The organism is Elusimicrobiaceae bacterium (assembly GCA_028700325.1).
GTDB lineage: Bacteria > Elusimicrobiota > Elusimicrobia > Elusimicrobiales > Elusimicrobiaceae > JAQVSV01.
Genome location: JAQVSV010000018.1, coordinates 16,452 through 30,385, shown reverse-complemented (window position 1 = coordinate 30,385; position 13,934 = coordinate 16,452). Strand labels below are relative to the sequence as shown.

The 13,934-nt window shown below is 58.7% G+C and carries 15 protein-coding genes; 14 read left to right on the top strand and 1 reads right to left on the bottom strand.

Going from position 1 to position 13,934, the window contains the following annotated elements:
- Together PHW69_04105 and rsmA are read left to right on the top strand one after the other, a co-directional pair.
- On the top strand, positions 1 to 217 hold a 217-nt coding region (locus tag PHW69_04105), incomplete at its 5' end, for a hypothetical protein (GenBank protein MDD4004369.1).
- A gap of 5 nt (positions 218 to 222) precedes the next feature.
- Positions 223 to 1,008 (top strand): 16S rRNA (adenine(1518)-N(6)/adenine(1519)-N(6))-dimethyltransferase RsmA, encoded by a 786-nt coding sequence (gene rsmA / locus PHW69_04100; protein MDD4004368.1) that lies wholly within the window; start codon positions 223 to 225, stop codon positions 1,006 to 1,008.
- Between the two features lie 20 nt (positions 1,009 to 1,028).
- On the opposite strand, the gene PHW69_04095 is transcribed toward rsmA, so the two are convergent.
- Entirely contained in the window at positions 1,029 to 2,057 is a 1,029-nt protein-coding gene (locus PHW69_04095) for a glycosyltransferase family 9 protein (GenBank protein ID MDD4004367.1), read from the bottom strand.
- Positions 2,058 to 2,080: 23 nt separating this feature from the next.
- Here PHW69_04095 and PHW69_04090 point away from each other — a divergent pair, with 23 nt between their 5' ends.
- The 12 genes from PHW69_04090 to PHW69_04035 all read left to right on the top strand — a co-directional run bounded on the left by PHW69_04090 (position 2,081) and on the right by PHW69_04035 (position 13,857).
- Positions 2,081 to 3,124: an aminopeptidase P family protein gene (locus PHW69_04090; protein ID MDD4004366.1), complete on the top strand. Its 1,044-nt coding sequence runs from the start codon at positions 2,081 to 2,083 to the stop codon at positions 3,122 to 3,124.
- Positions 3,125 to 3,144: 20 nt separating this feature from the next.
- Positions 3,145 to 3,708 carry a LemA family protein gene (locus tag PHW69_04085; protein ID MDD4004365.1) on the top strand — a complete coding sequence of 188 codons (564 nt, stop codon included), beginning with the start codon at positions 3,145 to 3,147 and terminating at the stop codon, positions 3,706 to 3,708.
- An 18-nt stretch (positions 3,709 to 3,726) separates the two neighbouring features.
- Positions 3,727 to 4,827, top strand: coding sequence for a M48 family metallopeptidase (locus PHW69_04080; GenBank protein ID MDD4004364.1), 1,101 nt, complete (start codon positions 3,727 to 3,729; stop codon positions 4,825 to 4,827).
- A 32-nt stretch (positions 4,828 to 4,859) separates the two neighbouring features.
- A complete protein-coding gene (gene efp, locus PHW69_04075) occupies positions 4,860 to 5,420 on the top strand; it encodes an elongation factor P (protein ID MDD4004363.1) in 561 nt (186 codons plus the stop codon).
- 54 nt (positions 5,421 to 5,474) lie between these two features.
- The gene (locus PHW69_04070) at positions 5,475 to 6,086 is read left to right on the top strand and encodes a hypothetical protein (protein ID MDD4004362.1); all 612 of its coding nucleotides are present in this window, start codon (positions 5,475 to 5,477) and stop codon (positions 6,084 to 6,086) included.
- Entirely contained in the window at positions 6,083 to 7,654 is a 1,572-nt protein-coding gene (locus tag PHW69_04065) for a S8 family serine peptidase (protein MDD4004361.1), read from the top strand. Before PHW69_04070 ends, PHW69_04065 begins: the two co-directional genes overlap by 4 nt.
- The gene (locus PHW69_04060; GenBank protein MDD4004360.1) at positions 7,651 to 7,983 is read left to right on the top strand and encodes a DUF192 domain-containing protein; all 333 of its coding nucleotides are present in this window, start codon (positions 7,651 to 7,653) and stop codon (positions 7,981 to 7,983) included. Before PHW69_04065 ends, PHW69_04060 begins: the two co-directional genes overlap by 4 nt.
- 132 nt (positions 7,984 to 8,115) lie before the next feature.
- Positions 8,116 to 9,918, top strand: a complete 1,803-nt coding sequence (locus PHW69_04055) for an ATPase, T2SS/T4P/T4SS family (protein MDD4004359.1) — start codon at positions 8,116 to 8,118, stop codon at positions 9,916 to 9,918.
- A 13-nt stretch (positions 9,919 to 9,931) separates the two neighbouring features.
- Positions 9,932 to 11,029 carry a GAF domain-containing protein gene (locus PHW69_04050; protein ID MDD4004358.1) on the top strand — a complete coding sequence of 366 codons (1,098 nt, stop codon included), beginning with the start codon at positions 9,932 to 9,934 and terminating at the stop codon, positions 11,027 to 11,029.
- A gap of 11 nt (positions 11,030 to 11,040) precedes the next feature.
- On the top strand, positions 11,041 to 11,916 hold the full coding sequence (locus tag PHW69_04045; GenBank protein MDD4004357.1) for a CDP-alcohol phosphatidyltransferase family protein: 876 nt from the start codon (positions 11,041 to 11,043) through the stop codon (positions 11,914 to 11,916).
- Between the two features lie 7 nt (positions 11,917 to 11,923).
- Positions 11,924 to 12,655 (top strand): hypothetical protein, encoded by a 732-nt coding sequence (locus PHW69_04040; GenBank protein ID MDD4004356.1) that lies wholly within the window; start codon positions 11,924 to 11,926, stop codon positions 12,653 to 12,655.
- A 488-nt stretch (positions 12,656 to 13,143) separates the two neighbouring features.
- Positions 13,144 to 13,857, top strand: coding sequence for a hypothetical protein (locus tag PHW69_04035; GenBank protein MDD4004355.1), 714 nt, complete (start codon positions 13,144 to 13,146; stop codon positions 13,855 to 13,857).
- Positions 13,858 to 13,934 lie beyond the last annotated feature (77 nt).

The window sequence follows — 13,934 nt, the reverse complement described above, 5'->3', positions numbered from 1 at the left end:
AATGGGCGAAGCCGCCGCCGCGCTGGAAAAATTCGACCGCGCTCTGCAGCTCGGCGCGGGCGCGACGGCCCAGCTGGGCCGGGCCGCCGCCTATATCGAAATGGGCGACGAGCCTTCCGCCATTGAAGCCTGCCGCGCCGCGCTCAGAAACGAACCCGGCAACACCATCGCCGGACAGAACCTGAAATGGCTCACCACACCTTCCACCGTTGACTGACACCCATGCCCAAATACAGCCAGAATTTTCTGACCAGCCACGCGGCGGCGGCGAGCATAACGCAAGCCGCGAACCGGCATGACGGCTGCGAACACGCCGTGGAGATCGGGCCGGGCAAAGGTTTTCTCACGCGCGGGCTGCTGGCGGGACGGGAGAACAAGCTGACGCTGGTGGAAATTGACCCCGCCATGATCGCACACCTCAACGGCAAATACCCCGTGCCGCAGCCGTTCAAACTGGTCAACAGGGATTTTCTGGAACTGGATCTGGACGCGGAATTCGGGCAATACCGGCGGGTTCTGTTCGTCAGCAATCTGCCCTACGCCACAGGAACCGCCATCATGCAGAAACTGCTGGGCTGGCGCGGGTTCGGCGCTGCGGTGCTGATGTTTCAGAAAGAAGTGGCGGACCGGATTCTGGCCCGGCCCGGCTCGCGGCAATACGGCGTGCTTACGCTCAGCGTGCAGAGCCGCGCGCTGGCGCGCCGCGTGACAGCAGTAGGGCGGAAACTGTTTTCGCCGCCGCCGAAAGTGGACTCCGCCGTAGTGGAACTGACCAGGCTGGACACGGCGCTGCTCAATAACGAAGCGGAAACGGCCGCATTCTTTCACACGGTGAAAGCGGCGTTCGCGCATAAACGCAAAACCATTTTGAATTCGCTGGCCCACACGCCGGGCCTTGAAAAAGCCGCGCTGGAGGACGCGCTTGTTTCCTGCTCCATAGATCCGGGCGCGCGGCCCGAAACGGTGCCGCTTGAAAAATTCCTCGCGCTGGCCAGACTGATCCGCTGAAAAATACGCTGTTACCGCCGTTATCCGCCCGATGCCGGCCCGCTGTTTTGCGGCCCCTGCTCCGGCAGCATTTTACGCAGCAGTTGGCAGGCGGCGTACGCTTCTTCAACGGAGATGGTGCGGCAGGTGCGCCAGTCACCGGAATGCAGATTGCGGCACAGCCCGGTAAGCGGCCGCCAGCACTGCCAGCTGTACTCGGAATTGAAAGTGAGCAGCGGCACGCCCATGGCGGAGGCGATGTGCATGGGCCCCGTCGCGCTCACTATCATCAGCTGAAACTTCGCAGCCAGCGCGGCGAACACGGCGGGATGCATGGCCGTTATCAGCGTAACCTGGCCGGCAGGCAGGCGCGCAAGCATTTCTTCCACCGGCCGGGTTTCACCCGGCCCCGCAAAATAGAATACGCGGTTGCCAGGCTCTTCCAAAAGCAGTCCGGTCAGGGCGATAAATTTTTCCCGCGGCCAGCGGTGCTCCGTCTTCCTGAAATTGCCCGGATGCACGAGAATATTGAAATTCGTTCCTTTAATGCCGAGCAGCTCCGCGCGGCGATCGGCCTCGGCCCGCGCGGCGCGGGAAGGCTCGAGTTTCATGCCGGGCACATAATCCGCCCCGAAATGGGCGGCGAGCCGGGCATAGCGGTCGGAAAAATGCTCCTTTTCCTCGGGTTCGGCGATCACTTCGGTGTAAAATTTCCCGTGCAGTTTTTTCTTAAACGACACCCGCCGCCCCGCCCCGGAAAACCGGCACAGCAGCCCGGAAGTGCGCGAATACGCGGCGTTCAGGTCAACACAGCAGTCGTACCGGCTGAAAAGATAGTGCGCCAGAAACCGGAAAACCGCGCCGGGCTTGCTGAGCGAGGGAAACGTTATCACCCGGTCAACCCCGGGCACGGCGGTGGCGAGTTCGGACGAACAGTTCCGCACCATAAGCGTAATCCGCGCCTGCGGGAACCGCGCGCGGAACGCAACGATAAAGGGAGTGGAAACCATCAGATCGCCCAGTCGGCCGATCCAGACAAAAAGAACTTTCTGCGGGCATGGTGCGCTCATATATTTATTAGTATAATAAATTCATGAGAAAGGTTACCATGAGCAGGATGTCGGAATTTCAGAAACTTCTGGCCGCCAGAGGGCTGGACGGCTATGTTTTAACTAAAAAAGTGGATCAGGGTTTTCTTACCGGATTCTTTCTGGACGGCTACACTCTGCTGGTCGGCCGGCGGGGCGCGTGGGCGTATATGGCGGAGATGCTGGTGGACCAGTGCAGGCAAGCCACAAAACTCTGCAAGCCCGAAGCGTCGAACAACCACGCCGACTCCGTGCTCGGGCAGGCCAAAGCGCAGAAGATGAAGAAGGTGGGGTTCGATTCGGCTAACGAATCGTACGCGCTGGGAACACTCTGGAAAAAAGCCGGGTTCATCGAATGCCCGGAGCTGACGCGCGACTCAAGAGCGGTAAAAAACGGCGCGGAAGCGGCAATCCTGCGCAAATCCTGCAAAATAGCGGCGGACTCGCTGCGCAAAATCCAACCGTCCATCAAGCCGGGCATGACCGAACTGGAAGTCAAGAACATGCTTGAGTTTGAAATGAAACGCCGAGGCGCTACTGCGCCGTCGTTCGACATCATCGTGGGAGCCGGAGCCAACGCCGCGAAACCGCACCACATTACCGGCTCCGCGAAAATAAAGAAGAATCAGGCTCTGCTGATTGATTTCGGCTGCGTTTACGGCAACTACTGCTCCGACATCACGCGCACAATTTTCATAGGCGACCACCCGACCGCGGAGTTCAACAAAGTTTACAATATCGTCGCCCGCTCGCATAAAGCCGGGATCGAAGCGCTGAAAGCCGGCCTGACCGGGCATGCCGTGGATAAAGTCTGCCGCGACATAATAAAAGAAGCCGGCTACGGCGACAAATTCATTCACGGCACCGGCCATGCGGTCGGACTGGAAATACACGAATACCCGCGCGTAAACGAACCCAGCCAGGCGGTGCTGCGTGAAGGCATGGCTGTCACTATCGAGCCGGGCATCTATCTGCCGGGGAAATTTGGCGTACGCATTGAGGACACGGTGCTCATCACCGCCAAAGGCCGGGAAGTTCTCACTAAATAATCCAAGGAGAGGAAAAGAAAATGGCTATTATATTACTGGCGGTGATCATTGTCGCCGCGTTCGTGCTGATAGGCATATACAACGGGCTTGTCAAACTGCGCAACGACGTGAAAAACGCGTTCAAACAGATTGACGTGCAGCTCAAGCGGCGGCACGACCTCATACCCAACCTGGTCAACTCGGTCAAAGGCGAAATGAAGTTCGAGCAGGACACGCTGGAAAAAGTCATGAAAGCGCGCGCCGCCGCCATTGACGCCGGCAAAGGCGGCAGCATCGGGCAGATGGGCGCGGCGGAAGGCCAGCTTACGGGCGCGCTGGGCAAACTGCTCGCGGTTGTGGAAGCCTACCCGGACCTTAAAGCGCACCAGAACGTGAGCAGCCTGATGGAGGAACTGAAATCCACGGAAAACAAGGTGGCGTTTTCGCGGCAGTTTTACAACGATCTGTCCACCAAGTTCAACACAAAGCAGCAGGTGTTCCCTACAAACCTGATCGCGGGCGCGATGGGTTTTACTCCGGCCGAACTGTTTGAAATCGAAAACGAGGCGGAGCGGGAAAACGTAACAGTTGACCTTGCGGTCTAAATTGCGGATCCCGGCGCGATGAACATTTACGAACAGCAGGCCGCGAACAGACGCGACACCTGGCTTATCATGGCCGCGTTTGCGCTGCTGTTCGCGTTCATCGGGCTGGGCGCCGACGTTTTTCTTTTCAGGTTTCCCGTACCGGGGCTGGAACAGCTCAGCCAGGCCGGCGCAACCCGATACGAGCAGTCCGGCCTGTACAACAACCGCTACTCCCAGCCGCGGCGGCAGGGGCCCGGCGAGTCGTTTCCGTTCGCGACCGTCATCGCGCTGCTTGTGGCGGGCGGGTTTCTCCTCAACAGCTACAGCAACGGCACGGGCATGGTGCTGCGCAGCGCCAGCGCGCGCAGGGCGGACGCGGGCCTGCCGTCGGAAAAGCAGTTGATCAACGTGGTGTCGGAAATGAGCATCGCTTCGGGCCGGCCGATGCCGAAAGTCTATATCGTGCCCGACCCGGACCCCAATGCTTTCGCCACCGGGTTCGGCGAAAGCGACGCCTGCATCGCCGTAACGGAAGGGCTGCTGAAAACGCTCAACCGCAACGAACTGCAGGCCGTAGTCGCCCATGAGATGAGCCATATCCACAATCTCGATATCCGGCTGATGACCACGGTCGCCGCGCTGGGCGGAGCGCTGGTTCTGCTGTCGGACTATACCAGCCGGATGCTTTTTTACGGACGGGGCGGACGCGGCAGCCGCCGCGACAGCAACAGCGGCGGAGGCGGCGGCCAGCTCATGATCATCCTGTTCGTGATCTGGCTGGTCCTGATCATTCTCGCGCCTATACTGGTGCGTATCATGGCAATGGCCATTTCGCGCAAGCGCGAGTATCTGGCCGACGCGACGGCGGCGGAATTCACGCGCGATCCCGTGTCGCTGATCGCCGCTTTGCAGAAAATACACGCTTCGGTCACGCCGACCCGCTCGATCGGACAGGGCGTGGCGCACATGTGCATTGAAGACCCGCGCGGAGCGAGTTTCAGCGACGGCGAAGGGGTTCTGGCCAATCTGTTCTGCACGCACCCGCCCATAAAAAACCGCATAGCCGCGCTCAAAGCAATGGCAATGATACCCGGCGAGCAGCCGGCGCCGGCAGGACCCGACAGATACGGTTTGTAAAAATCTATAAAAAAACAAACGGAGCAACGCTAATGATATCAACGTCAGAATTCCGCGAAGGGATGTTAATCGAGGACAGCCACGGCAACATCCTGGAGATCCTGCATTACCAGAACCACCGCAAATCTCAGGCGCGGGCGGTGGTGCGCGTAAAATGCCGCAATCTGGCCTCGGGCGCGGTGGTGGAAGACACTTTCCGTCCCGAAGACAAATTCAAGGAAGTGGACGTGGAGAAACATTCTCTGGTTTATATGTACACCAACGGCGGGAAAGCGGTGTTCATGAATAACGAATCATACGAACAGCTTGAAATCAGCACCGACCAACTGGGCGACACGGTAAAATACCTCGTGGAGAACATGCAGGTGGAGGGGCTTTACATCAACGGCGGCTTCTTTAACATTCTCCTGCCGATCAAGGTGGAGCTCAAGGTTTCCAGCACGGTGCCGGGCGTGAAAGGCGATTCCGTTTCCAACATGACCAAACCCGCCACGCTGGAAAGCGGAGCGGAAGTGAAAGTGCCGCTGTTCGTCAACGAAGGCGACACCATCCGCGTTGACACGCGCGACGGCTCTTATGTAGAGCGGGTCTGACCCCGATTATATCGGAGCGGACGCGGCGCGAAACCGCGTCCGCGCTGTTTTAAGATGACAAAAACATTCCGGCAGACTTTGATTGCGGCGGTTTGCGGACTGGCGGCGGTTCTGGCAACCGGCCCTCAGCCAGGCTGGAGCATGGAAGTGCGGGCCGGCGCCACGGGTTCAGGAAAAGAACCCGCGGAAATGGTTTTTTCGGTTTCCGGCGGCAGCATAACCGTGCTTGGAGCGCGGCTGGAAAACGGCGCGCCGGTTTTCCCGGTCTACTGCGCCAAATCAGGCCGGCAATACCCGGAAATAACGCTGGCCAGTTCCGAAGCATACCATGCGGCGGCTCAGGCTTTAAAAACCGGCGCGGGTGCGGCATCCGCGGCCGCGGTGAAGGACTGCATGGCTAAAGCGGACGGCATATGCGTCACCGCCGTACGCGTACTTAAGCCCAACAGATTCAAAACCACCGTACTGTTTGACGGCGCGCTGGCGGTTGAGTTCATGACGCTGAAAATCACCAATTCCAAAACCGGGAAAAGTTACTACAGGCTGTACGAACCGGACAGCGTAAAGCTATCGCGGCCCGGCTTGCGCGGCACAGTACGCAGGCTCGCGGGCGACACGCTTGAGAAACTCTGTCCCGGCGGCACATGCGACGGCGGTGCGAAATGAAAAGAAAACTGCTTATACTCGCGGCCTTATTGCTGCCGTGCGCGCGCGGGTTCTGCGCCGGCCTGAAAATAGAGGAGTATGCGAGCCCGCTTTCCGGCGTGCGGACAGTGCGGGTAGCCGCAGAACGGGTGAACGTTACTCTCAGCGCAGCCGGCACGCTGGCGCAGGCTGACGCCGGTCTGGCAGCGCTGGGCATGCGCCGCGACATCTGGATGGAAAAACTCGCTTTTATCCGCGTGGTGCTGCCGGAAAACATGAAAGTCGCCGACGGGATCGCCGCACTAAGCACCCAGCCCTGGGTCGCGGCGGCCGAACCGGACCGGATTTACAATAAAAGCGCAGTGCCCAACGATCCGTATTTCAACGCGCAGCCCGGGCTGGCGGCCATAAGCGCGGCCGCGGGCTGGGAATACCAGACGGGTTCGACCGACACCATCATCGCCATTCTGGACACCGGCATAGCGGCCTCGCACCCCGATATCGCGGGCAGGGTTTCAGCAGGCAGCAATATCCGTTTTGACGTGCTTAACGACAACACGCAGTATGCGGAAAATCCGCCCACCGACTGCGAGGGCCACGGCTCGCACGTCGCCGGAATCGCCGCCGCCGACACAAATAACAACACCGGCGTGGCCGGAGTGGCGTGGAACGGCGAAGTGGTTTCGGTGCGGCTTTTCCAGAGCAACTTTCAAAACTGCCAGTCCACGCCGAACAGCGCCATCGCGGCGGGTCTGCAGTATGTGGCCGATCTGGCCCAGAACACCGGCCGGCGCGCCGTAGTGAACATGAGTCTGGGCGATACGCCCTCCAGCCTGACCGACCCCTGCTCGATCACCCTGCGCAACGCAGTGGATTACGCGTTAGCCCGCAATGTGGTGATTGTGGCGGCGGCAGGCAATTACCTTACGCCGGACAGCGTGGTCGGCAAAGCGGTGATGTGCCCCGCGCGTATTCCGGGCGTGATAGCCGTAGGCGCGCTGGATCCCAGCGGCATAGTGTGCGATTTTTCGGCGCGCGGAGCCCAGCTTGGCGTAACCGCGCCGGGCGATTACATTACCAGCCTCAACGCGGAAGGCGGCTACGTCCAGATGAGCGGGACCAGCATGGCGGCGCCTTTTGTGACGGGCCTGGCGGCGCTTCTGCTTGCGGCCAGACCGGCCGCCTCCACCGCCGCGATAACCAACTGGCTGGAAACCGGCGCGGATCCCGCCGGCGCGCCTTTCAGCCTCGATTACGGCTACGGTCGGCTAAACAATTATAAAACCCTGCGGCTGGCAGTCACCGGCACCAAAACCGACAGCCACGCCGAAGGCAAAGCCACGGCGTTTCCCAACCCGTTCCGGCCGGCGCGCGGACAGATGCTGACTTTTCTGGTGCCTGATTCAATAAACGGCGCGGAACCGAAAATCAAGATTTACAACATTAACGGCGAACTGATAAAAACCCTGTACACCATGTCGTGGGACGGCACGAACGAAAGCGGCAATCCTGTCGCCAGCGGCGTGTATGTGTTCAGGGTGGAGACCAGCGGCGGAAAAACGAACGGCCGCGTGGCAATTATCAGATGAAATGCTCGGCTAACGGCGCCGTACTTTCCACGGACGTAAAAACGGCGTTCACTCTTTCGTCCCGCTCCAAAGGCCTGCTGGGACGGAGCGGCCTCAAGCCGGGTGAAAGCCTGCTGATAAAACCCTGCGCCCAGATCCACACCTTTTTCATGAAATTTCCCATCGCGGCGGTGTTTCTGGACAAAAACAACAGGATCCTCTATCTTTCCGACCGGATGCCGCCGTGGCGCATTTCGCCGCTGGTGTTCGGAGCCGGGTGCGTGCTGGAGCTGGCCTCCGGGTCGTGCGGCGGGCTGAAAAAAGGCGACCGGCTGGAATTTTCAGACTGAACCCGCCCCTTTCCCGCGAGCCGGCTGTCCCGATGATTTCAGTCAGAATATGCCGGATCGCAAACCCGCGTCAACCCCATTTGGGCACGCGGCTTATTTATGGTAAACTTGATATGTAATAATATACGGCTTATGGCTAAAGAAGGCATTTCAAGAAGACGCACGATAATCGAGATCCTGACCGGGCAGTCGCTCGCCGAAGAGGCGGCGCTGGTTTCAGCGGAGGAACGCGCGCGCGCACAAAAGAAAACACTGCCCCAGGTGCTGGTTGAAGAAAACATCCTGGAGCGGAAGGTTCTGTTTGCAGCGTTAAGCGACGCGTGGAAAGTCCAGCACATAGATCTCACTCAAATAGAAGCCGAAAAAGAAATAGTGCAGATGATTCCCGAAACGGCCGCGCGCCGGCATATGGCGGTTCCGTTCAGGAAATCGGAGGACAGCCTGTCGGTGGCGATGTCGGATCCGCGCGATTTTTTCGTACTGGAAGACATCAATCTGCGCACGGGGCTGCACATCGTTCCGTTTCTGGCGCTGCCGCAGGATATTGAAGCGCTGCTGGACACGGTGTACGGCAAGAGCGACGGCGAGGTGATGGACAAACTGCTCGCGTCGGTCAAGAAAAGCTCCGAGCTCGACACCGAAGGCATAGAGGTTCAGGAAGAAGTAAAAACCGACATTACCGATATTGACGCCAGCGCGCCGGAAGTGGAGAAGTTCGCCAACGCCATCATTCTGGGCGCGCTCAACATAAAAGCGTCGGACATTCACATCGAGCCGTACGAGGACGCGTCAGGCAAGAACAGCTACATTTCCGTGCGCTACCGCGTGGACGGGATGTTAAGGCCGGCGAATTTCACCGTACCGTGGACCTACCGGTCGGCCATAATTGCCAAGCTCAAGATCATGACCAATTCCATGGACATAACCGAGCGGCGCATTCCCCAGAGCGGACGCATACAGATTCTGGCGAAAGGCAATCCCGTCGAATTCCGCGTAGAGATCGTGCCCACGGTGTACGGCGAATCGTGCGTCATGCGTATTCTGGACCGGGCGGCGGTGCGCGTGGATATAGACAAACTGCTGTTTCTGCCGGACACGCAGGAAAAATTCCTCAATCTGCTCAAGGGCATCGGCGGGAAAAAGAATTTCGGGCTGGTGATCGTCTGCGGCCCCACCGGTTCGGGCAAATCAACCACGCTTTACGCCGCGCTCAATCATGTCAACCGGCCCGACATAAAGATACTGACGGCCGAAAACCCGGTCGAATACAACATTGACGGGATCGTGCAGGTGCCGGTCAACCCCGACATCAAACTGGGCTCTAACAAGTGTTTCGATTTCGCGACCGCGCTGCGCTCCTTCATGCGGCTGGACCCGGATGTGATCATGGTCGGCGAAATCCGCGACGAGGAAACCGCGCGGATCGCGATGGAAGCGGCCATGACCGGCCACCTTGTGTTTTCCACCATCCATACCAACGACGCGCCCAGCGCGGTGTCGCGGCTTGTGGAAATGGGCCTGCCGGCGTATGTGGTAGTGGCAACACTCAAAGCGGTGCTGGCCCAGCGGCTGGCGCGCAAACTGTGCGACAAATGCAAACTGGCCTATGACCCCACGCCTGAAGAACGGGTGATTTTCCGGGAATACGGCATGGAAATACCGGCCGGCACAAAGTTTTACAAACCAGTCGGCTGCCCCGACTGCAAGGATATCGGGTTCCGCGGCCGGCTGGGCCTGCACGAACTGCTGGTTATGTCGGACAGCATGAAAAACTTCGCGCTGGAAAATTCGTCCGTGGCGGCCGGCCCGCTGCGGGACAAAGCGGTAAGCGAAGGAATGCGGACCATATCGTGCGACGGCCTGATGAAGGTGCTGAAAGGCTACACGACCGTGAGGGAAGTGCTGGGCGGAGCCGCAGAGGAAGACACGGAGTAAGGGGAGAGGCCGAATGGAGCAACACAATTGCAAAAACATCAGCGCCTTTGAGCTATTAAACCTGGCTTGCAATCTCCATTCCATAATGGATCTGGATTTTCTGCTCCAGAAAATCGGCCAGTACGCGGAGGAAATGCTGGACTGCGAAGCCAGCTCCATCATGCTGCTGGACGAGCGGAAAGAGAATCTGCTGTTTAAAATCGCGACCGGAGCCAAAGGCAGCGCGATGAAGAAAATGACCGTGCCGGTCGGGCAGGGCATAGCGGGCTGGGTGGCGCAGGAGAAGAAACCAGTCGTGGTGAACGACACGCGGTCGGATCCGCGGTTTGCCGCGCAGTATGACAAGGCGTCGGGTTTTATAACGCGGCAGCTGCTGGCGGTTCCGATGATGAACAAAGACGAAATCATCGGAGTGGCGGAAGTGCTCAACCGCCGCGGCGACCATCCTTTTTCGGACGAAGATATCGCCATGCTGACCAGCCTCGCCGGGCTGGCTTCCGTGGCGATAGCCAACACGCGGCTCATTCAGGAGCAGAAAAACTTTTTTTCGCATGTGCTGGAAATCATGGCGGCGTCCATTGAAATCTCCGCGCCGGATATGGACTCGCATCCGACCCATTGCGCGTATCTCTGCTGCGCGCTGGCCAAACGGCTGGGCATAGCGGATCCCGAATACCGCAACCTTTATTACGCGGGCCTGCTGCACGACATGGGATACATAGGCCTGCGGAACAAGCGGCTGATGCAGGAATCCGGCATACCGGGTTATCTGCCGCCGGAAGAGGCGTGCGTAGCCATGTCCATCAGAATGATGGAGGGCATACACATTTTCAAAGGATCCATAGACATCGTGCGCCACCATCGCGAGAATTTCGACGGAACGGGCTTTCCTGACGGACTGACAGGAGAAACGATTCCGACCGGGGCGCGGATATTGCGCCTGGTGAACGCCGCCGAGCACCTGCGCCGCACGGCCCGGCTGTCGGGGCAGGATCTGCGCACCGCCGCCATCGAGATGACCCGCAACGGCAGCGGCACGCTGTTCGATCCCGTGATCGGGCGGGAATTCATCGAGCTGCTGGAAGAGCAGGACCATATCTGGGAGCTGTGAGTGCGCCGCGCATGACAACCGCCACCGGACAGAACAAACCGCTGTACAAAGCCCGCGAGATGGAAGAATTGCTTGACGTCTGGTTTTATCATCCGCTGGGCTACCGGTTTGCGCTGCTCGGACGGCAGCTGCGCCTTACAGCCGACCAGATAACCTATATCAGCATGCTGCTGGGAATGGCGGGCGGGCTCATGCTGGCGTGGCCCGCGCTGATCTGGTGGGGCTATGCGCTGATAATATTCTCCAGCGTTTTAGACAGTGCGGACGGCCAGCTTGCCCGGCTGACCGGCACCGGCACCGAACGCGGGCGGATACTGGACGGCATGATAGGCTACGTCACCTACCTGTTCGCCTATCTGAGCCTGTGCGTGCTGTACCTTAAAAATCCGATGCGGCCGCACGGTGCGGCATATATTTTCGGGCTGGCGGTTGCCGCGGGCGTGTGCACGGCGGTGCAAAGCAGCATGTACGATTTTTACCGCACCACGTTCGCGGCGGTCGTCAGCAGGGGCCGCGCGGCGCTCCATGACGAAGATAAAAACCTGCCGGTTTTTTTCAGATTCTGCTATTCGGGCTATCACGTCTACCAGAAATTTTTTGCCGCCAGCCACCTCGCCCTGATGAAAAAGCTGAACGGCAGATTCCCCTCCGGTGCGCTGCCGGACGGCGTACGAGGGCAATATCGCGCGGCAAACCGCAAAACGGTGCGCGGCTGGAATATTCTGGGCGACAACACCCGTTTTATCGCCTTGGCGGCAGCCCTGTGGCTGGGAAGGCCGGAACATTATTTCCTTTTCATAATCTGCGCGTTAAGCGTGGTTATGTCGGTTATGATACATCTGCAGCGCGAGGCGGACGCCACACTCGCGCAAACGTTAAAGGACTGAAAACATTATGGAAAAACACCTTGTATTGACCGCTCTGCTGACCTGTCTTGTCCTGCCCGCCGCCTCGGCCGGCATGGCGGACGGGTTCGCCCGCTACGCCACCGCCGGCTCGCTTAAACCGTTTGCGAGAGATTTCGGCGGAATTCTGGGTTCGGGCCTTTATGCCACGGGCCGCAGCCTCGGATTTTCCGGTTTTGACGTCGGCATGCGCGTCACGGGCCAGTTCAGCCCGTCCGGCGGCAACACCATCGCCAAAAACTCCGGCCAGAACTTCATGTATCTGCCGTGGGTGCAGGCGGAAATCGGAATGCCGTTCCGGCTTGACGGCTTTGTGCGGATGTCAAACTGGGAAGGCATAACCGTGAGCGGCGGCGGCCTGCGCTGGGGCATCACCAAAGTCAACGACCGGCCTTACGCGCTGCAGGCAATGCTGGTCGGCGCGGGCCATACGGCTGTAAACCGCAGTTTTTCCGCTACGCATTTCAGCGGCAACCTTGTCGTTTCCATGAAAACGCCGTGGACCACTCCTTACATCGGCGCGGGCCTCGATCACACGCGCCTGATGGTAATGGAAGCGACCGCGAATCCAGAGCTGGTCGGAGCGGACATCACCACCAACGACTACCGGGCCACCGTCGGCCTGCACACCAAAATCGCCCGGTTCGGCTATCTCAACGCCGCGTTCAACTTCATGCACGGCGAACCGGGCATGGAAGCCGCCGCCGGCCTGCGCTTCTGATGCCTTGAAAACATTCAAACCCCTGAAAAAGCCCTTCGCATTAAGGGCTTTTTCAGTTTCATGAAATCCGCTCACAAAAACGCGGTGTTTATCAGCAACCCATAAGCATTGCCGCGGAACATGGCCACAGCACGGACGCAAAGTGTGCCCCCCCTCTCTCTCGAGGCGCGGCAGTTTATCGGACTCTCCGCCCGGACTGCCGGCAAGGCGCCACATTTGCCGAAAGGCCGGAAGCCCGGCAGCGTATGGAAAGCCCGGTTTCCGGCAACAGATGAAGCGTCGTTCACCACCGCGGACAAAAAAATCCGCTGCCGCTGAAAATATATTCAACGAAAAAATCCGCCGGGCCGTTCCCGGCAAAAGGGTAACCCCGCGCATAGGACTTCCGCCTCTTGCCGCGGAAACTGGCACATACTACCATTTAAGCATAGCCCATCTGACCGGCAGGCACTTCAGATCGGGACAGTATAATTGAAGAGAGGAGATATATGAAAAAACTTTGGACAAGCTGTATGCTGGCGCTCGCCATGTGCGGAAGCGGTTTTGCGGATGAATCTTTTACGGACAAAGCTTCCCCGCAGTTTGACGCGACCAGTTTCTGCAAAACGATCAGTGGCGACTTTAATTCCTGCGTCAGCGGAAACGCCAACAAGTATTTCGACCCGGAAGCGGTACATGTCTGCTCCCGCATTACCAATGACGGAATGAAAAACGAATGCTTCTCAATCATCAGAGACAGATATTTCGACAGAGGCGTGCTTCCCGTCTGCGACCGCTATCGCACCGCACATGGCACGAACAGATGCCTCAGAATAGTGGCCGACGGAAGATATGACCAGAACGCGCTGCTCGTCTGCAACAGATACTCCGGAGAAGAAGAAACCAATCAGTGCCTGCGCCACATAACCAATAACCAGTTTGAACGCCGCGCCCTTATGGTTTGTGACCGGTATGCCAAAGCCGCAGTGACCACCGACTGCATTGACATAATTGCGAACAGGAACTTCGATCCCGGCGCATTGCAGGTTTGCGACAGGTTCAGAACAGCATACGACACGAATGCCTGCCTTTCCCACATAGCGGACAGATCTTTTGATCCGGAAATACTTAAAGTCTGCGACAGTTACAGCACCCTGTCCGGCACACTGCGGTGCCTTGACCAGTTCGCTTCAAACGCAATGCTGCAACAGGAGCAGTTCTAACCTGCGGCAAGACTGCCATTGCGTTTCGGCAATAAACAGCAGGCCCTAGAAGGTGATATATTAATACGCCACGAAAG

Excerpts from the sequence above, each read along its gene's own strand:
- PHW69_04055 (MDD4004359.1), top strand. The coding sequence starts at position 8,116 with ATGGCTAAAGAAGGCATTTCAAGAAGACGCACGATAATCGAGATCCTG.
- PHW69_04080 (MDD4004364.1), top strand. The coding sequence starts at position 3,727 with ATGAACATTTACGAACAGCAGGCCGCGAACAGACGCGACACCTGGCTT.
- PHW69_04065 (MDD4004361.1), top strand. The coding sequence starts at position 6,083 with ATGAAAAGAAAACTGCTTATACTCGCGGCCTTATTGCTGCCGTGCGCG.
- PHW69_04095 (MDD4004367.1), bottom strand. The coding sequence starts at position 2,057 with ATGAGCGCACCATGCCCGCAGAAAGTTCTTTTTGTCTGGATCGGCCGA.
- rsmA (MDD4004368.1), top strand. The coding sequence starts at position 223 with ATGCCCAAATACAGCCAGAATTTTCTGACCAGCCACGCGGCGGCGGCG.
- PHW69_04050 (MDD4004358.1), top strand. The coding sequence starts at position 9,932 with ATGGAGCAACACAATTGCAAAAACATCAGCGCCTTTGAGCTATTAAAC.
- PHW69_04070 (MDD4004362.1), top strand. The coding sequence starts at position 5,475 with ATGACAAAAACATTCCGGCAGACTTTGATTGCGGCGGTTTGCGGACTG.
- PHW69_04040 (MDD4004356.1), top strand. The coding sequence starts at position 11,924 with ATGGAAAAACACCTTGTATTGACCGCTCTGCTGACCTGTCTTGTCCTG.
- efp (MDD4004363.1), top strand. The coding sequence starts at position 4,860 with ATGATATCAACGTCAGAATTCCGCGAAGGGATGTTAATCGAGGACAGC.
- PHW69_04045 (MDD4004357.1), top strand. The coding sequence starts at position 11,041 with ATGACAACCGCCACCGGACAGAACAAACCGCTGTACAAAGCCCGCGAG.
- PHW69_04090 (MDD4004366.1), top strand. The coding sequence starts at position 2,081 with ATGAGAAAGGTTACCATGAGCAGGATGTCGGAATTTCAGAAACTTCTG.
- PHW69_04085 (MDD4004365.1), top strand. The coding sequence starts at position 3,145 with ATGGCTATTATATTACTGGCGGTGATCATTGTCGCCGCGTTCGTGCTG.
- PHW69_04035 (MDD4004355.1), top strand. The coding sequence starts at position 13,144 with ATGAAAAAACTTTGGACAAGCTGTATGCTGGCGCTCGCCATGTGCGGA.
- PHW69_04060 (MDD4004360.1), top strand. The coding sequence starts at position 7,651 with ATGAAATGCTCGGCTAACGGCGCCGTACTTTCCACGGACGTAAAAACG.